Here is an 18,883-nt window from a genome sequence, read left to right on the forward strand (position 1 = left end):
ATAATATTTATTGAATTATGAAAGGGAAATTAATGCTTAATTTTGAAGACCTAATAAGCAATATTACTAGATGTTTACCGCTTTCGCGAAAGCGCGCCACACCTACCCCACCCTATGATCTTAAAATCGCTCTCTCTTATTAACTATAAAAACTTTGAGTCAAAGGCCTTTACCTTTGATGCAAAAATTAATTGTTTTGTTGGAAATAACGGCGTGGGGAAGACAAATGTGCTCGATGCGATTTACCACCTTTCTTTTGGGAAAAGCTACTTTAATCCCGTCACAAGTCAAAACATAAATCACAATGCAGACTTCTTTGTAATAGATGGGTTATATAAAAAAGAAGAACGAGATGAGAAGGTTGTAGTAAGTGCAAAAAAAGGCCAGAAGAAGGTCATAAAACGCAATGCAAAAATATATGACCGCTTTGCAGATCACATAGGTTTTTTACCGCTAGTTATTATCTCTCCGGCAGATAGAGACCTCATCACAGAAGGGAGTGACACGCGCCGTAAATTTATAGATGGTGTTATATCACAAAGTGACAAAAGCTATCTTTCTGACCTACTAGGCTACTCAAAAATACTATCGCAACGCAACGCCCTGCTCAAATACTTTGCTGCAAATAATACATTTAATGCAGATACGCTTGCTGTATATAACGAGCAACTAGAAGGTTTTGGCACTCCTATTTTTGAAAAAAGACAGCAGTTTTTAGAGCGCTTTGCACCTATTTTTAATGAGCGCTACAAAGCCATAAGTGGCGATACAGAAAATGTAACCCTTACGTATAACAGCTCACTAAGTACAATGCCGCTCAAGCACTCACTTACTAATGCACTAGCAAAAGATCGCTCTCTACAATATACAAGCGTGGGAATACACAAAGACGACTTACAGTTTGAGATAAATGGACACCCTATAAAGAAATTTGGCAGTCAAGGGCAGCAGAAATCTTATCTCATCGCTCTCAAGCTTGCGCAGTTTGATTTTATAAAGCAAGAAAGTGGTACTACACCGCTATTATTGCTAGATGATATTTTTGACAAGCTAGATGAAAACCGTGTGCAACATATCATCGAGCTAGTAAACACAAATGACTTTGGCCAGCTGTTTATAAGCGATACTCACCCGGAGCGCACAGAAAATGTAGTAAAAAAAATACACCAGAGTTATGAGCTTTTTCATCTAGAACGAGCACAATAAGCTGTTGTTTTTATCGTAATTTGCAGTACTCATTATTAGAACACTTACGTGAAAAAACTAGTTTATACCCTTCTCGCCCTCCTCATTTTGAGCTGTAGCTCATCACCGCAAGAAAAACTTGCAAACATAAACGGTTACTGGGAAATTGCCGCGATAGAGATGCCAGACGGCACCTCAAGAACTTATGGAATGAGTCAAAATATTGACTTTTTTGAAATAAATGAAGACGGCACTGGCGTACGTAAAAAAGTACAACCTAATGCGCTAGGAGAGTTTATCACATCAAACGATAGCGAGAACATCAATACAATTATAGAAGATGATATTCTTATACTATCATATACCACAGCTTTAGACAACTGGCAAGAAACTGTAAAAAAAGCTAGCAAAGAAGAGCTCATTCTTATTAATAAAGACGATATTATCTATAAATACCGTAGATATCAACCCCTTATCATAGAGTAATGGCAAAAAGAAACGCAGACCCAATTTCTATAAGTCAAGCGCTGGGAGAATTTGTAGAAAAAAACAAACTAAGCAAAGGTATGGACAAAGTAGATGTCACAGCCGCTTGGTACAAGCTCAATCCAGCATTTGAGACATATACTACTTCTATACGTTTTGACAGAGAGACACTCTTTGTAAACCTAAGCTCTTCTGTCTTTAGGGAAGAACTCTCTTATGGTAAAGAAAAAATACGCACAATGCTTAATGAGGAATTAGGCCGTGAGGTTATAAAAAAACTCATCTTGAGATAACAACAAGCTACATTCTAGCATAAAAAAATGCGAGACTATTGTCTCGCATTTTTTGTTTCCTATTTCCAGTACTAAGGACTACATACGCTCTGGAACGTCTATTCCTAATAATCCAAAGGCACTCTCTATTACCTGCCCTACTTCTTTACTAAGTGCTACTCTAAAGCTTTGGTCTGCCACGTTATCTGTACCAAGAATCTGCACCTGCTGGAAGAATGAGTTATACTCTTTTACCAAATCATATGTGTAGTTTGCAATAATAGCTGGGCTCTTCTGGGCCGCGGCAAGCTGTATCGTTGCTGGATAGTCTTGTACAAGCTTAATAAGCTCCTTTTCTTTAGGGTGTAAATCTCTAGCTCCCTCTACACTCGCAGGAACATTAAGCTCCTTAGCCTTGCGTAATATGGCTTGTATACGAACGTATGTATATTGTATAAATGGCCCCGTATTTCCTTGAAAATCTACAGACTCCTTAGGGTCAAAAAGAATTCTCTTTTTTGGGTCTACTTTAAGGATGTAGTACTTAAGAGCTCCCAGACCTATCGTTTTATATAGCGCCTTCTTCTCCTCATCTGTATATCCATCTAGTTTACCTAGCTCCTCAGAGATTTCTCCGGCGGTAGCAGCTACTTCATTTATAAGATCATCTGCATCTACTACGGTACCTTCACGAGACTTCATCTTTCCAGAAGGAAGGTCTACCATACCATAACTAAGGTGAAAAAGGTTTTCTGCCCAGTCGTATCCTAGTTTTTTAAGTATCAAGAATAATACTTGAAAGTGATAATCTTGCTCGTTTCCTACTGTGTAAATCATACCACCTACATCTGGATGGTCTTTTACACGTTGTATCGCAGTACCTATGTCTTGCGTCATATATACTGCAGTACCATCTGCACGCAATACAATTTTTCTATCTAGACCATCTTCTGTAAGGTCACACCATACAGAGCCGTCTGGATCTTTTTCAAAAACGCCCTTTTTAAGACCTTCTTCTATATTGTCTTTTCCTAGTAGGTAGGTGTTACTCTCGTAGTAGTAGCTATCAAAATCTACTCCTATATTTTTATAAGTTACTTCAAAACCGTCATACACCCACTGGTTCATTTTTTTCCATAGTGCAACAGTCTCGGCATCTCCAGCTTCCCACTTGCGTAGCATTTCTTGGGCTTCGAGTAATAAAGGAGCCTCTTTTTTTGCTTCCTCCTCGCTCTTACCTTGAGCAACCAGCGCAGCTACTTCTTTCTTATATTCTTGGTCAAACTTTACGTAGTAATTACCTACTAATTTATCTCCTTTAAGACCTGTAGACTCTGGAGTCTCTCCGTTACCATAACGCTCCCAAGCCAGCATAGACTTACAGATATGAATCCCACGGTCATTAATGATTTGAGTTTTATAAACTTTAGAACCTGCTGCCTTAATAATTTCTGACACAGAGTATCCTAATAAAACGTTACGTACGTGACCTAGGTGAAGTGGCTTATTTGTGTTAGGCGAAGAATATTCTACCATTACCGCTTTACCAGCTTCTGGTGTTTTTCCAAAATTTTCGGTGGCTTGTATCTCTGCAAAGGCGTTCATATAAAACGCATCTGCTACTACTAAGTTTAAAAAACCTTTTACTACATTAAAAGCAGTAATCTCTTCAACTTGTGCTACGAGGTACTCTCCTATTTGTGTTCCTATCTGTACTGGGTTTCCTTTTACAACACGTAACATAGGAAAAACCACTACTGTGATATCTCCTTCAAATTCTTTGCGAGTTGCTTGAAATTCGACAGCTGGAAGTGCAGCGTTATAAATTTCGGCAACAGCGGCTTTTACGTGAGTTTCTATAGTAGATTGTAACGACATAGGATCTTGATAGTTGAAAATATAATGAGACTTATTGCGCTTTCGCGAAAGCGTAATTATAACCACGCCTGTGCTGCACATTTTTAAGTCTTAAAGTGTCTAAAAATATGGCACAAATATATGTGAAAATTGAAAGAGCGCATAGAGAAACACTAGCGAAACTCGTATCTTTAAAAGAAAAATGCTTCTTAACGTATCTTACAACAATCCTGATGTAAAACGCAAAATTAATCAAGAAGTAGGCGAGCCCTACGGATTGCGTGAGCGCATCAAACAAGGCGGCATAGGTATAGGTCACCTTGTCATTACAGAATCCAGCATACAGATCCAGAATTTTCTTGCTCTAGATAAATATCGCAATAAGTGCAATATAGAGCTTAGACCCCAAGGTATCATTGTAGGTTTTAGAGCCTTACTAGACAGCTATGCACTAGTAATTCCTTACTGGAAACTTAACCTTTACAAAGGTCGAGCAGAGGAGTATAGCATCTATAGAGATAATTATTTTATCAAAATTGAGGCTAAGGCAAAAGACAAAAAAGTACACAATTTTATGAAGCGTATACTTGACCAAAAGGCATCACAAGCACCTACTAATATTGAGGATCTATAGATTATGAAAATACTACTTACAGGTGCAAATGGTTATATAGGAATGCGATTACTCCCTATGCTACTCGAGGCAAATCACGAGGTGGTATGTGTGGTGCGCAACGAGGCGCGACTGTCTGTGAGTAAGAAAGTAAAGGAACAGATTACAATAGTTGAGATTGACTTTCTAGACAAACCAGATAAGAGTAAATTACCTAAAGATATTGATGCAGCTTATTATCTTTTGCACTCTATGAGCTCGAGCACATCAGATTTTGATGAGAAGGAAGAGCTCTCTGCGCTTAACTTTAACACCTACCTAGCTGCTACTCACTGCAAGCAAGTCATCTATCTAGGGGGCATTGCAAATGATGAAAACTTAAGTAAACACCTACGCTCTCGTCAAAATGTAGAGACCACTTTACAAAAAGGTGAAGCGGCACTCACTGTACTTAGGGCAGGGATCATAGTAGGCTCTGGGAGTTCTTCTTTTGAGATTATAAGAGATTTATGTGAGAAGCTACCTGTGATGATTACCCCAAAATGGGTACAGACCAAGTGCCAGCCTATAGCCATACGCAATGTGATACAATATCTCACTGGCGTTTTAGGCAATGAAGAAACATACCATAATCAATATGATATAGGCGGTCCAGATGTATTGAGCTACAAAGAGATGATGCAACGTTATGCAAAAGTGCGCAACTTGCGTTTATACATATTTACGGTACCCGTAATGAGCCCTAAGATATCTTCATACTGGTTATATTTTATCACCTCAACATCTTATAAACTGGCACTTAACCTTGTAGACAGTATGAAGGTAGAGGTCATCTCAAATGACACAAGACTTCAAGAAATATTAAATATTACTCCCATTAGCTATGAGGAAGCTATTGATTTGGCTTTCGCCAAAATTGAACAAAATCAAGTAGCCAGCTCTTGGAAAGATAGCCTTGTAAGTGGAAGAATTAAGACCAATCTTGATGATTATATACAAGTACCCAGTTTTGGATGTCTTAAGGACAAGCAAACCATAAAACTCAAAAATAGAGATCTAGCTCTTAAAAATATCTGGGCAATAGGCGGCGATAGAGGATGGTACTATGGTGACTGGATGTGGAAGATAAGAGGCTATATAGACAAGCTGGTGGGAGGTGTAGGCCTGCGTCGCGGAAGAACACATCCTGACAAAATTTTTACAGGCGATGTACTAGACTTCTGGAGGGTGTTACTTGCAAATCAAGATGAGCCTAGATTATTACTCTTTGCAGAAATGCGTGTTCCTGGAGAGGCCTGGCTTGAGTTTACAATAGATGATAATGATGTACTGCACCAGAAGGCAACCTTTAGACCAAGAGGTATTTTTGGCAGACTATACTGGTATAGTATGCTACCCTTTCACTACTTTATTTTTGGTGGGATGATAAGAAACATTGCTACAAAGCGATTTGAGCAATAAAAAAAGGCGAACCAGAACGTGTATTATCTGAGAGATAAATTCGGTCGCTTTTTAAATCCTACTAAAAAAAATTACCCGTACTGTTTTACCAGTTAATTTTAAAAGTGAAAACTACAAACACTTATAAAATTGCTTCTCTCAATACATTATTCTAGAACGCCTATATGTGATAAATATAATGCGTTATTCTCTAATTTCCTACACTTTAGATACCGATTCGCGTGAATTTAATACACTTTTACACTAAATCGTTTAAATAAGGTCTATAAGTGATTTATTTTCTAATACTTTTAATGTCTGGTCTCTTACTTCTATCATAAGTATATGAAGACTACACTCCTCTTCTTTGGGACAATCATCACAATGCTCATAAAAGTTAAGACTCACACAAGGCAATAACGCAATAGGTCCCTCTAGCGTGCGTATCACAGATGATATCTTTATATCTTCTGGCTTTTTAATAAGGTAGTATCCGCCACCTTTGCCTTTTTTACTACCTAGGTAGCCCGCTTTACGCATAGAAAGTAAAATACTCTCCAGAAACTTTTTTGAGATATTTTCAGAATCTGCGATTTCTTGTATAAGCACTGTTGTATTCTCTGGCTTTTTTGCTAGAAAAGTGAGTGCCTTTAATCCGTATTTTGTTTTTCGCGAAAGCATAATACGAATATACTTTATTCTTCCTTAGGAAGAAACACCTCTGCCATCATACATCTTGCACTACCTCCTCCACAAGTTTCTATCGTACTTAAGTCGCTACTTAAAATCTCACAGTGTTTTTCTATCTTATTAACTTGATCTTTAGTAAGGCTCTGGTGTGCATCTGCACTCATTACTAGGTACTTCTTATCATCTGCTCCCAGTACCTGTAACATATTACCTGCAAAGTGATGCATTTGCTCTTCTGTGATAGATATCACTTGCTTACCCGTTTCTTTCAAGTGTTTAAGCACATTTTTACGCTCCTTTTTATCATCTATAGTATCAAGACAGATTACACAAAACCCCTCTGCAAGACACATCATCACGTTAGTGTGATAAATAGGTAATCTCTTACCATCTACCGTTTGGTTTGCAGTAAACACGACTGGTGTGTACTCAAAATCTTCACAAAACTCTATAAACAAACTCTCGTCTGCTCTTGCAGATAAGGCACAGTAAGCACGCTCGTTCTGGCGGTCCATAAGAATACTACCTGTACCTTCCAGAAAAACATCTTCATCTTCTGCCTCTGTATAGTCTACAATATTGTTAATCGTAAATCCTTCACTTTCTAGCCTTGCAAGAACTTCTTCTCTGCGTTCTCTTCTTCTATTTTCGGCAAACATAGGATACAGGGCTACATTACCACTTTCGTGAAAAGATACCCAGTTATTTGGAAAGACAGAATCTGGAGTGTTCCCTTTTATATCATCATTTTCAACAATAACGTTTACACCCACGGCGCGCAGCTTTGCAACAAAGTCATCAAACTCTTGTTGTGCTTTTGTGTTGATCTCATCATTTTTAAGACTTATATCTTCTTGAAAATAATTATTAACCGCCGTCTCCTCGTTCATTCTAAACTGAACAGGACGTATCATTAAAATTGTATTTGTAATTTGTCGTGATGCCATAGCTTACCTCGTGTATGATATTTTTATAAGTAGTGGTGAATATAAAAACTATATCGATTGCGAATTTAGTCGAGAATTTGAGGAATACCTATCTCTTTTTGACTTTTTTATTACCAAATAATCGCCCTAAAAATAACTGGGTTTATGTGTCTTAAAGTTTAGTAATAAGATCATCTATAATCATATCGCCGTGCTCACGTGTATTCTCTATAAAGAGTTTACTTGTGCGCATTCCTGCAGCAATTACCCCAGCAACATATACACGCTCTAGAGGCGTTTCTAGTGTCTCTTCATTATGAATAGGTGTGCGTGTCTCGTCATCTGTAACAGGCAGGCCTAACTTTTCAAACAAGGTATAATCTGGCTGGTAGCCTATCATTGCGAGTACGAAGTCATTTTCTAAGACGACCTTCCCATCTGGAGTATTTAAAACTACGGTAGACGGTGTTATTTCTTTTACTGTGGTATTAAAGTAAGCCTTTATGGAACCTTCTTTAATTCGGTTTTCAATGTTAGGCTTGATCCAATATTTGGTTTTTTCATACAGGCCTTCCCCACGTATTGCCATTGTCACCTCTGCATTTTTGTAGTAGGTTTCTAGCGCAACATCACAGGCAGAGTTTGCAGCTCCCACCACAAGTAATTTTTGATCTACATACGGGTGCGGACTGTCATAAAAGTGTTTTACCTTAGGTAAGTCTTCTCCGGGTACGCCTAGTGTGCGAGCGACATCATAAAAACCGGTGGATACTATAACCGCTTTCGCGAAAGCATTACCCTTATCTGTCTCAATCTCATATCCGCCATCTTTAGGCGTCATATTCTGTACCTGAGTATAGAGTTTTAATCTTAGTTTCCAGGTGTCTTGCACTCTTCTATAATACTCAAGCGCCTCCTTACGAGTAGGCTTATCTGTGTGAGATACAAAAGGAACGCGACCTATTTCTAGCAACTTTGAGGTACTAAAAAAAGTCATATTTTCTGGATACCTGTAGATGGTATTTACAAGCGCTCCCTTTTCTACAATAAGATAATTAAGTCCTTTTTTATGAGCTGCAATACCGCAGGCAAGACCTATAGGTCCTGCGCCTATGATAATGAGATCGTATGGTGATTGTGCAAACATTATCTATTTCTCCAGAAAAATGGGGTTAATAAAATAAGTACGGTAAAAAGCTCTAGACGCCCTATAAGCATTAAGAATGCCATCCACCATTTTGCTCCTATAGGTAACCACCCATAACTATCTACAGGACTTAATCCTCCAAAGGCTGGACCTACATTACCTAGTGCAGATGCAGATCCTCCTAGGGCTGTTCTAAAATCAAGTCCCATCGAGGCAAGTACACTTGCGCCTATAATCCAAGAGAGCATATATAATATAAAGAATGCAAGGATGTTAAATATAATAGAGCGATCTACAGATTTTGAATTGTAGCGCACAGGTAGTATAGCGTTAGGGTGCAGTGTTCTTTTAAACTCAACTATAGCATTACGTATGGTAAGCAGGTGGCGCACAACTTTAATACCTCCAGATGTTGACCCTGCAGATCCACCTAAGAACATAAGTCCGAAGAAAATAACGGTGAGAAAGGGTGTCCACATTGTGTAGTCTGCCGTGACAAATCCTGTTGTTGTGATAACTGCTAGCACTTGAAACAACCCGTGACGAAAAGCAGCTTCTGCCTTACCCCACACCATAGGGTGTTCTATTGTAGACAGACTAAGGTCTGCATTAAAGTACATTACTAATGATACTAAAATACCAAAGCCAAAGACAAAAGCCATATAAAGTCTAAACTCCTCATCCTTTAAAATCTTCTGGATTTTACCCTTAAATGCAAAATAGCTTAATACGAAGTTTGTACCCGCTAGGAGCATAAAGAACGTTATGATGTACTGTATAACTGGCTTATCATTCCAGTAAGCTACACTTGCATTTTTTGTAGAAAACCCTCCAGTTGAGAGTGTACTCAATGCGTGGTTTACCGCATCAAAAAATGACATACCAGCCAGCTTAAGCAAGATGGTTTCAATCACAGTAAAGCTTACGTAAATTAGCCAGAGACGTTTTGCCGTATCAGTAATTCTAGGGTGTAACTTATCTGCACTAGGTCCTGGAGCTTCGGCCGCAAAGAGCTGCATCCCTCCTATACCTAGCAGTGGCAGTATGGCAATAGCAAGTACGATGATACCCATACCCCCTATCCAGTGTGTGGTAGAGCGCCAGAAGAGAATACTCTTAGGCAACGCTTCTATATCTGTAAGTATGGTGGCGCCTGTTGTGGTATACCCACTTATAGTCTCAAAAAAGGCGTTTGCCACGCCCGGTATAGCTCCTGTAAAAAGGTAAGGCAACATACCACTAAGTGACATAAATAGCCACCCAAAGGTGACAATAATATATCCTTCTCGTTTTTTTACAATTTTCTCGTGCCCACGTGTCATAAACATAAGCAACGTACCGGCAAATGCAGTAAGCAATGCTGCTGCAGAGACTTCTAGACCTACGCCATCTTTTGCAAGAAAACTTACAAGTGCTGCAATGAGCATAAAGCCGCCATTAAAAAGCAGCAATAATCCCATTAAGTGAAATATAATCTTGTAATTAAGTTTTGGCATTGGGGCTAGATAAACATTTCTTCTACTTTTTTAATAGATCTAGGTAAACAGCATACTACTACACGGTCACCCTTTTCTATTCTAAAAGCACCTAAGGCTATAAGACCTTGATTATTTCTTACTACTCCTGCTATAGTCGCACTTCTAGGGAAGTCTATGTCTCGTATACGTTTCCCCTGTACCTCAGAAGAGTCCTTTACAATAAACTCTAGTAGCTCTGCATTCATATTATTGAGCTTAGTCATTGCTACTACCTCTCCTTTACGGATGTATCTAAAGATATTATTTGCAGCTAGTAGCTTTTTATTGATAAGGGTATCAATACCTATACTCTGTGAGAGCTGGAAGTAATCCATATTCTCAACCAGGGCTATAGTTTTTTGTACTCCTTTTGACTTAGCAACCAGACACGACATAATATTAGTCTCACTATCTCCTGTTACAGAGATAAAGGCATCCATATCGTGTATATTTTCTTCATCTAGTAGTTCTACATTACGACCGTCACCATTTATAACAAGTGCCTTGGGTAGTAAATCTGCTAGATCAATTGCTTTCTCACGGTTCTTCTCTACTAGTTTTACATTAAATCTATTACTACATAAATCTTTTGCAGTTTTTGACCCGATGTTACTACCGCCCAGTATCATAACATTTTTGATGTTTTGACGTATTTTACCAGTGAGCTTGTAAATCTCTTCTACACCGCCCTGCACCGTCACAAAATAAATATGATCACCTTCCTTAAAAACAGTATCACCTCTAGGGATCAATGTATATTGTGTTCCTTCTCGCTGTATCGCGATAGGCATAAAGTGTAACTCTGGAAAGATTTTTGCTGCCTCTTTTACACTTTTACCTACAAAAGATGCGGTACGTGATAAGGTAGTCCCTACCATAGTAAGTGCTCCATTATCAAACTCATAACTGTCTGAAAAACCACTCTGGTTAAGTAGTAACTCAATCTCACTTGCCGCTAGACTCTCTGGAGAGATTAACTCATCAATCCCAAATTTCTGAAAGCCTGCCAGCTCCTTGTGCTCAATAAACTCTGTGTTAGATATACGAGCAATCGTGCGCTGTGCACCCAGCTGTTTTGCCAGTACACAAACCGTGATATTTGTAGTCTCGCTTGCTGTAACTGCGATGAGAAGATCTACTCCCTCAACTCGTGAGTCTTGTAGTATCGCAATAGAGGTTGCGTCCCCTTTTATAGTTCTGATATCTAGATGCGTGTCTGCATATGACAGACTCTCTCTATTAGTATCAATAAGGGTAATATCTTGAGATTCGTAAGAGAGTAATTTTGCTAAGTGAAACCCTACTTCTCCTGCTCCTGCAATGATTATTTTCATAAATGGATGTGCTCAAAAATGCGTACAAAGATACTACATAGGTGATGGATTAAAAAAATTGCAAGGGTTTATTGCCAGTTTGGAGGGCTTTGTAGGTGCGCTTTCGCGAAAAAAACGAACGGTATTCAAAATAACTAAGCATCTGGAGTTGAAACCCAGACCAAGACAAATAAGCTTTCGTCAAGAAGATAAAGGGGTTATGGATTATAATTTTTCGCGAAAGCGTTATCTTTGTAAAAAAATTGAAATGGCCAAAAAGGTAACCCCATATAAGTCTTCAGACCAGTCTAAAAAAGAGCAAGTAGAGCAAATGTTTGATAACATTTCTGGCGAGTATGACGGTCTTAACCGTGTGATCTCTTTTGGGATAGACGTAAAGTGGCGCAAGAAGGTGGTACAACTTGTGGCAGATACTAACCCAGATTCTATCCTTGACATTGCAACAGGTACAGGAGACCTCATTATTAATATGGCAAGTACAAATGCTAGTAAACTAGTAGGTCTTGACATCTCTGAAGGAATGCTATCTGTAGGCCGAAAGAAAATTGCTGCCAAAGAACTTGATGACCGCATCGAGATGATGCAGGCAGATAGTGAGAATATGCCCTTTGAAGACCATACTTTTGATGCTATTACTGTAGCCTTTGGGGTACGTAATTTTGAAACATTAGAAAAAGGCCTAGCAGAGATACTACGCGTACTAAAACCAGGAGGGATTTTTGTGATATTAGAAACCTCTGTCCCTACAAAAACACCTTTTAAACAAGGATACAACTTCCACTCTAAAGTGATCTTACCTACCGTGGGTAAACTCTTTTCTAAAGACAAAAATGCTTACGGCTACCTGAGCGAAAGCGCAAATGCATTTCCTTTTGGAGAGGTACTCAACAATATTTTACGTAAAATTGGGTTTAAAGACGTGCAACATAAGCCACAAACCTTTGGCGTTGCAACAATTTACACGGCTACAAAATAATTTTATGCGCACATACATTGCTGTAATAGCACTTGTTTTAGGTTTTTCTTCGGTTAATGCTCAGTGGTTATCTAGACCCAGAGTTCAGAATGATCAAAACTTTGATAAAAAACCTATTTCTTGGGGATACTACTTTGGTGTAAACTCAATGGATTATAATTTTGATTATCAAAATGAACAAGAAGACATACAGGTTGAAAAAACTGTAGGTTTTAATGTAGGCCTCATAGGTGACTTACGACTCTCTGAGTTTGTGAGTTTACGTACTGAGCCAGGACTTATCTACACACAGCGTAATCTTATGTATGCGCCAGACCCACGTTTTGACAGTGAGGCAGACTTACTAAGAGAAGTACCTTCTACCTATATATACCTACCGCTTGCGCTTAAATTTAATACGAGAAGGCTTAATAATGTGCGCCCTTATGTACAGTTTGGCGTAGCTACTGTAACGAATTTATCTAGTAATGAGGAGAATCCAGACGACAACTTTGCTGGACAGTTCCGTACAACCTCTAGTCCTTTCTTTTATGAGATGGCTATAGGTGTAGAATTATATCTCTACTACTTTAAATTTATACCTAGTATAAAAGGTGTCTTTGCCGCGTCTGACGAGTTAGTACGTGATAATAGACCCAACAGTCCTTGGACGGGTAATATTACAAAGATGCAAACCAGAGGTGTGTTCTTAAACTTCACCTTTCAGTAAGACGGCGCTACTACCCTCTTTTAAACTCACTTAAACAAATTGCCGTTGCCGTTGCTACGTTAAGACTTTCGGTAGCTTGTGTGATGCCAAATCTAGGTATAGCAACACGCTTTGTAACAAGCTGCTCGATACCTGTAGAGATTCCGTTTGCCTCGTTACCCATTACAATCACACCCTCTTGCGGCAGTGATGCTGCATAAATATTTTCTCCATCCATAAAGGTTCCAAAAACGGGACGGTCTTCATTAGACAAGTATGTATCAATATCTGTATAAATAATATCCACTCGCGTGAGCGAGCCCATTGTGGCCTGCACCACCTTAGGGTTATAACAATCTACAGTAGCCTTTGAGCACACCAGCTGCTTTATCCCAAACCAATCGCAAAGACGTATAATAGTACCCAGGTTACCAGGGTCACGTACATCATCTAGCACAACGGTAAGCCCAGACCTATCTATAGCTATTGCTTCTGGCATTTTAAATGTTGCCACTGCCTTCTGTGCGGTTTTTAAAAAGGTGAGTTTCTTAAGCTCAGCTGGAGTTGCTTCATTTACTTTAGACTGGTCTTGGGGTGATAACGCTTTCGCGAAAGCGGAAACATCTTCCGTATGTAATTCTACAAGCTCTAGTGATGATAAAAGAAGTTCATTTACAACCTTAATACCCTCTGCAACGAAAACACCTTCGCGCTGGCGGTACTTTTTTTGCCCTAAACTCGTTATTCGTTTGATTGTATTTTTGCTTACCACGATTAAGATGTACTTTTGAAAATGATGAAAACGCCCTATTGAAAACAACTTGTACAAAAATATCACTATTTCTGGTAGTGGCACTCTTTCTGTTAGGTTGTAACGCAACAAAACGAGTTCCCGCAGATGGTCACCTCCTTACAGAAAACACTATTTATGATGGTGAAGATAAAGTAGGCGAGCCACGTCTTTACAATTACCTCTATCAAAAACCTAACACTAGGCTACCCCTCATAGGTACGCCCCTACGACTATACATTTATAATCTAGCAAGGCCTAATATAGATTCTATACTAGATGTACAACGTGCTGCAAGTGCAAAAAGATATACCTTTTGGGAGCGCGTACTTTCTGAAAAGCAAGTAGAAGCCGTGCGTAATTTTAAAAAGAATTTTAATAATGGTATTAAAAAGACTGGTGAAGCACCAGCCATCGTCACAGAAGCCATAACCGAAAAATCTGCACAACGCCTTACTGCTTATTATGTAAACAATGGCTATTTTAATGCTAACGTAGCTTATGATATTAAGAAAGACAGCAACCAGCGAGCATCTATAGATTATAAGGTTAAGAAGGGCAACCCCTACTTTTTAGATAGTATTACCCCTATCATTGCTTCTCCGGTAGCAGATTCTATTTATTATGTACATAAAGACAAGTCTGTTCTAAAACCAGGAGAGCGATATGCCACAGCAAATATTAATGCAGAGACACAACGCCTTACAGAGCTTTTTAGAAACAACGGGCTCTACCATTTTGAGTCTGATTATATACGTCTAGTAGGTGACACCGTTAAAACAAATCACAAGGCAAATCTTGAATATATTATAGACAACCCTACAGAGACTGTAAATGACTCTACGTATGAGGTTCCTTTTAAAGTGCACAAAGTATCTAGCGTGAACATCATCACAGATTATAGTTATGAGAACCGCAATAAAACTTTTAACGACTCTCTTATAAGTGATAGCTTTAATATCTATGCTTATGATAAAATAAACTATAGACCTAAAGCACTTACAGACATTATCCCCCTTAAGCCTGGCACTATCTACCGCGATGTAGACCGCATACAGAGTTTGAGCAGGTTGAGTAGGCTTGGTACATTTAAATACCCAAGTATCTCGTACATCGAAGACCCGGCAGATAGTACACGTTCTGATCTCATAGCGAGCATACGACTCACCCCGCTAGAAAAATATAAGCTTAGGGCAGATTTTGATGTCTCTACCTCAAATATTCAAGACTTTGGGATTGCTGGTTTTGGGTCGCTATTAATTCGTAATATCTTTAGAGGAGCAGAAACACTTGAAATCTCTGGTCGTGGAAGTGTAGGAGCATCTGATGATGCGGCAAACCCAGACGATAGTTTCTTTAACATCTCTGAGATAGGTGCAGATATGCGTCTCACCTTCCCACGTATATTTTTTCCTTTTAACACTAATAAATGGATACCTGCAGAGTGGCAACCTAACACCCGTTTTAACCTAGGTGTAGGCATACAACAAAATATAGGTCTAGATAAACAAACTGTGAGCGGTAGTCTAACATATAACTGGAGCCCCTCTTGGAAAAGATCTTTTAGCGTAGATCTTGTAAATGCACAATATGTGCGTAACCTTAACCCAGATAACTATTTTAACATCTACAGAAATAGTTATGATGATTTAAACACCATAGCTCAAAACAATCAGGCAGATGTAAACCCAGCATACTTCACTACAGATGCTAGTGGCGAGGTAAATCTCTCTATCCCTTTTGGCGCAGAGCAGTTTATAAATGATGTAGATAATGGCGCTTCAGGCAGCATTGCCCAAGGCGATGTAGATGATATACAAGCCATAGGAGAGCGTCAAGAAAGACTTACTGAGGATAACCTTATTGTATCTCTTAACATATCACATATATATGACAATAGAGAAAACCTGTTTGATGAGACATTTAGCCGTTTTAGAACACGTATCGAGCTTGCGGGAAATGCGCTAGCGCTCGCTGGCAACATTGCAAACACAAGTAGAAATGAAGATGGTAACAAAAGCCTCTTTGGTGTAGTATACTCACAGTATGTAAAGACAGAGCTAGACTACTCTCGTCACTGGGACTTAGGTAATAATAATATCATCGCCGCAAGAGCATTTGGTGGTATTGCCATTCCTTATGGCAACTCTGGGAGTATTCCTTTTATACGTAGTTTCTTTGGTGGTGGGTCTAATGATAACAGAGCCTGGAGAGCCTATGACCTAGGTCCAGGAAGTAGCGGTAGCCCCAATGAGTTTAATGAAGCAAATATGAAACTTGCTTTTAACTTAGAGTATCGTTTTGACCTCATAGGCCCTATAGAAGGTGCGCTCTTTACAGACGCTGGTAATATCTGGAACGTGTTTGATAATGTAGAAGATGAGGCCTCAAGATTTACTGGGTTTGAGAGTTTACAAGAGCTAGCATTAGGTTCAGGTTTTGGATTACGATGGGATTTTGACTTTTTTGCGCTTCGTTTTGACGTAGGTTTCAAAACCTACAACCCTGCGCTTGCAGAGGGTGACAGATGGTTTACCCAGTACAACTTTTCAAATGCAGTATATAATGTGGGAATCAACTACCCTTTTTAAGCATTATAGCTAGTATAAAAATCCTACCATAGTCACCTCACTTTAAATACTTGATGTGGTTGTTATTATGCTTTCGCGAAAGCGTAATTCTCCTAAAACGTTATCGTAGTAACCCACCTCTCAAGGACAATAAACGAGTAATATTTACTACTTTTACTACATAAAATTTTAAACTCATACAATGTCGCATTCTATAAAACCAGGTGTTGCCACAGGGCACGAAGTACAAGCAATTTTTAACTATGCAAAAGAGAAAGGCTTTGCCCTTCCTGCTGTAAATGTTATAGGGTCTAACAGTATAAACACTGTACTAGAAACTGCAGCTTCACTTAACGCCCCTGTAATCATACAGTTTTCTAACGGTGGTGCTCAGTTTAACGCTGGTAAAGGACTAAGCAATGAAAACCAGCAGGCAGCCGTACTAGGTGCTGTAGCTGGAGCAAAGCACGTACACGAGCTTGCAAAGGCATACGGAGCAACAGTTATTTTACACACAGATCACTGTGCAAAGAAGTTACTGCCTTGGATAGACGGTTTACTAGATGCTAGTGAGGCTTATTATAAGGAACACGGTCACTCTCTCTTCAGCTCTCATATGATAGACCTAAGTGAGGAGCCAATAGAAGAAAATATAGAAATCTGTAAAGGATATCTTGAGCGTATGGCAAAAATGGATATGACGCTCGAAATAGAACTAGGTATCACTGGTGGTGAAGAAGATGGTGTAGATAATAGCGATGTAGATGACTCAAAATTATATACACAACCAGAAGAAGTTGCTTATGCTTATGAAGAACTAAGCAAGGTAAGTGATCAATTTACTATCGCAGCAGCCTTTGGAAACGTACACGGAGTTTACAAGCCAGGTAATGTAAAGCTTACACCAAAAATTCTTAAAAACTCACAAGAGCATATTTCTGAAAAATATGGAAAAGAGCACAACCATATAGATTTTGTTTTTCACGGAGGAAGTGGCTCAACTGTAGAAGAAATACGCGAGGCTATAGGATACGGTACTGTAAAGATGAATATTGATACAGATTTACAGTATGCTACCGCAGAGGGTATACGTGATTACTTTGGAGAAAATGCCGAGTATCTTAAAACACAAATAGGAAACCCTACCGGTGATGATTCTCCTAACAAAAAGTTTTATGACCCACGCGTATGGTTACGCAAGGCAGAAGGAACAATGGGAGCACGTCTCAAAAAGGCTTTTGAAGACCTTAATAATATAGATACACTCTAGTAATCAATATATTATTACTTACAAAAAGGGATTATATCAAAATTGCTTGATATAATCCCTTTTACGTATTTTTACAGCTTATTATTTTGAATTTTTAAACGCTTACGCGAAAGGTTGATAACACACATAGACGCCTTTGCTAAGAATAACTAATATACCCTTAACCAAATTCAAACACCTTATATGGCTTGGTTTAAACGTAAAGACAAAGGAATACACACAGCAACAGAGGATAAAAAGGATACTCCTAAAGGACTCTGGTATAAATCACCTACTGGTAAAATAGTAGATACAGAAGAGCTAGAAAAAAACTTTTACATCTCTCCAGAAGATGGGTACCACGTACGCATAGGGAGTAATGAGTATTTTGAAATACTCTTTGATGATAACAAATACAAAGAGCTAGATGCAAAGCTTACCTCTAAAGATCCTCTAAAATTTGAAGACAAAAAGGCGTATGCAGATCGTCTAGTTGCCGCTCAAGAAAAGACTGGACTTAAAGATGCTGTGCGTACAGCTGTAGGTAAATCAAAAGGTGCAGATCTAGTGATAGCTTGTATGGATTTTAGCTTCATAGGTGGATCTATGGGAAGCGTTGTAGGAGAAAAAATTGCACGTGCTGCAGACTACTCTCTTAAAAATAACATCCCTTTTATGATCATCTCAAAATCTGGTGGTGCTCGTATGATGGAAGCTGCGCTTTCTCTTATGCAACTAGCAAAAACAAGTTCTAAACTTGCCCAACTAGCAGATGCTGGCATACCTTACATATCACTATGTACAGATCCTACCACTGGAGGAACAACTGCCTCTTTTGCAATGCTAGGAGACATTAATATCTCTGAGCCAGGAGCACTTATAGGCTTTGCTGGACCACGTGTAGTGCGTGATACTACTGGTAAAGAATTACCAGAAGGCTTCCAGACTGCAGAGTTTGTACAAGAACACGGTTTCTTAGATTTTATAACACCTAGACAAGAACTTAAAGGTAAAATAAATCTCTACTTAGACCTTATTCTAAATAGACCAGTGAGAGCTTAACTCTCTTAATAAATAAAATAAAAGCGGCTCTTTGAGCCGCTTTTTATGTTTGTACGCTTTACAAAACATAGAGTTTTTACA

18 protein-coding genes are annotated in these 18,883 nt (G+C 38.9%); 11 read left to right on the top strand and 7 right to left on the bottom strand.

Annotated elements, in window-relative coordinates:
* Nucleotides 1-17 precede the first annotated feature (17 nt).
* Genes Q0948_RS03065 through Q0948_RS03080 form a run of 4 tightly spaced genes read left to right on the top strand, consistent with a single transcriptional unit; the run spans nt 18 to nt 1,964 of the window.
* Nucleotides 18-143: a hypothetical protein gene (locus tag Q0948_RS03065; RefSeq protein WP_298491189.1), complete on the top strand. Its 126-nt coding sequence runs from the start codon at nt 18-20 to the stop codon at nt 141-143.
* A complete protein-coding gene (locus Q0948_RS03070; protein ID WP_298347824.1) occupies nt 115-1,206 on the top strand; it encodes a DNA replication/repair protein RecF in 1,092 nt (363 codons plus the stop codon). Before Q0948_RS03065 ends, Q0948_RS03070 begins: the two co-directional genes overlap by 29 nt.
* Nucleotides 1,207-1,254: 48 nt before the next feature.
* Complete coding sequence (locus Q0948_RS03075; RefSeq protein ID WP_298347823.1) at nt 1,255-1,671, top strand: hypothetical protein; 417 nt, start codon at nt 1,255-1,257, stop codon at nt 1,669-1,671.
* The gene (locus Q0948_RS03080) at nt 1,671-1,964 is read left to right on the top strand and encodes a DUF721 domain-containing protein (RefSeq protein ID WP_035325280.1); all 294 of its coding nucleotides are present in this window, start codon (nt 1,671-1,673) and stop codon (nt 1,962-1,964) included. The genes Q0948_RS03075 and Q0948_RS03080 overlap by 1 nt, the downstream gene beginning before the upstream one ends.
* A 78-nt stretch (nt 1,965-2,042) precedes the next feature.
* Here Q0948_RS03080 and argS read toward each other — a convergent pair whose 3' ends face one another.
* Nucleotides 2,043-3,821, bottom strand: coding sequence for an arginine--tRNA ligase (argS, locus tag Q0948_RS03085; RefSeq protein ID WP_298348779.1), 1,779 nt, complete (start codon nt 3,819-3,821; stop codon nt 2,043-2,045).
* A gap of 181 nt (nt 3,822-4,002) precedes the next feature.
* Between argS and Q0948_RS03090 the strand changes: the two genes are divergently transcribed.
* Both Q0948_RS03090 and Q0948_RS03095 read left to right on the top strand, forming a co-directional pair.
* Nucleotides 4,003-4,434, top strand: coding sequence for a hypothetical protein (locus tag Q0948_RS03090; RefSeq protein ID WP_298347822.1), 432 nt, complete (start codon nt 4,003-4,005; stop codon nt 4,432-4,434).
* A gap of 3 nt (nt 4,435-4,437) precedes the next feature.
* Nucleotides 4,438-5,874, top strand: coding sequence for an SDR family oxidoreductase (locus tag Q0948_RS03095; protein ID WP_298347821.1), 1,437 nt, complete (start codon nt 4,438-4,440; stop codon nt 5,872-5,874).
* A gap of 252 nt (nt 5,875-6,126) precedes the next feature.
* Here the strand turns inward: Q0948_RS03095 and Q0948_RS03100 are convergent, their stop codons facing one another.
* The 5 genes from Q0948_RS03100 to trkA all read right to left on the bottom strand — a co-directional run bounded on the left by Q0948_RS03100 (nt 6,127) and on the right by trkA (nt 11,467).
* On the bottom strand, nt 6,127-6,534 hold the full coding sequence (locus Q0948_RS03100) for an Rrf2 family transcriptional regulator (RefSeq protein WP_035325284.1): 408 nt from the start codon (nt 6,532-6,534) through the stop codon (nt 6,127-6,129).
* Nucleotides 6,535-6,548: 14 nt separating this feature from the next.
* Nucleotides 6,549-7,490 (bottom strand): citrulline utilization hydrolase CtlX, encoded by a 942-nt coding sequence (ctlX, locus tag Q0948_RS03105; protein WP_298347820.1) that lies wholly within the window; start codon nt 7,488-7,490, stop codon nt 6,549-6,551.
* Between the two features lie 151 nt (nt 7,491-7,641).
* Nucleotides 7,642-8,616: a YpdA family putative bacillithiol disulfide reductase gene (locus Q0948_RS03110; protein WP_298347819.1), complete on the bottom strand. Its 975-nt coding sequence runs from the start codon at nt 8,614-8,616 to the stop codon at nt 7,642-7,644.
* On the bottom strand, nt 8,616-10,112 hold the full coding sequence (locus tag Q0948_RS03115; protein ID WP_021778363.1) for a potassium transporter TrkG: 1,497 nt from the start codon (nt 10,110-10,112) through the stop codon (nt 8,616-8,618). The genes Q0948_RS03110 and Q0948_RS03115 overlap by 1 nt, the downstream gene beginning before the upstream one ends.
* Before the next feature lie 5 nt (nt 10,113-10,117).
* Nucleotides 10,118-11,467 carry a Trk system potassium transporter TrkA gene (gene trkA, locus Q0948_RS03120; protein WP_298347818.1) on the bottom strand — a complete coding sequence of 450 codons (1,350 nt, stop codon included), beginning with the start codon at nt 11,465-11,467 and terminating at the stop codon, nt 10,118-10,120.
* Between the two features lie 247 nt (nt 11,468-11,714).
* Between trkA and ubiE the strand changes: the two genes are divergently transcribed.
* Together ubiE and Q0948_RS03130 are read left to right on the top strand one after the other, a co-directional pair.
* The gene (ubiE, locus tag Q0948_RS03125) at nt 11,715-12,443 is read left to right on the top strand and encodes a bifunctional demethylmenaquinone methyltransferase/2-methoxy-6-polyprenyl-1,4-benzoquinol methylase UbiE (RefSeq protein ID WP_298348777.1); all 729 of its coding nucleotides are present in this window, start codon (nt 11,715-11,717) and stop codon (nt 12,441-12,443) included.
* Nucleotides 12,444-12,447: 4 nt separating this feature from the next.
* A complete protein-coding gene (locus Q0948_RS03130; protein ID WP_298347817.1) occupies nt 12,448-13,152 on the top strand; it encodes a porin family protein in 705 nt (234 codons plus the stop codon).
* A gap of 10 nt (nt 13,153-13,162) precedes the next feature.
* Here Q0948_RS03130 and Q0948_RS03135 read toward each other — a convergent pair whose 3' ends face one another.
* Nucleotides 13,163-13,903, bottom strand: coding sequence for an RNA methyltransferase (locus Q0948_RS03135; protein WP_298348775.1), 741 nt, complete (start codon nt 13,901-13,903; stop codon nt 13,163-13,165).
* Between the two features lie 38 nt (nt 13,904-13,941).
* Between Q0948_RS03135 and Q0948_RS03140 the strand changes: the two genes are divergently transcribed.
* The 3 genes from Q0948_RS03140 to accD all read left to right on the top strand — a co-directional run bounded on the left by Q0948_RS03140 (nt 13,942) and on the right by accD (nt 18,802).
* Nucleotides 13,942-16,512, top strand: coding sequence for a BamA/TamA family outer membrane protein (locus Q0948_RS03140; protein WP_298491185.1), 2,571 nt, complete (start codon nt 13,942-13,944; stop codon nt 16,510-16,512).
* Nucleotides 16,513-16,693: 181 nt separating this feature from the next.
* Complete coding sequence (fbaA, locus tag Q0948_RS03145; RefSeq protein WP_298347815.1) at nt 16,694-17,761, top strand: class II fructose-bisphosphate aldolase; 1,068 nt, start codon at nt 16,694-16,696, stop codon at nt 17,759-17,761.
* A gap of 183 nt (nt 17,762-17,944) precedes the next feature.
* On the top strand, nt 17,945-18,802 hold the full coding sequence (gene accD, locus Q0948_RS03150) for an acetyl-CoA carboxylase, carboxyltransferase subunit beta (RefSeq protein WP_298347814.1): 858 nt from the start codon (nt 17,945-17,947) through the stop codon (nt 18,800-18,802).
* Nucleotides 18,803-18,883 lie beyond the last annotated feature (81 nt).

Source organism: uncultured Dokdonia sp. (assembly GCF_947496725.1).
GTDB lineage: Bacteria > Bacteroidota > Bacteroidia > Flavobacteriales > Flavobacteriaceae > Dokdonia.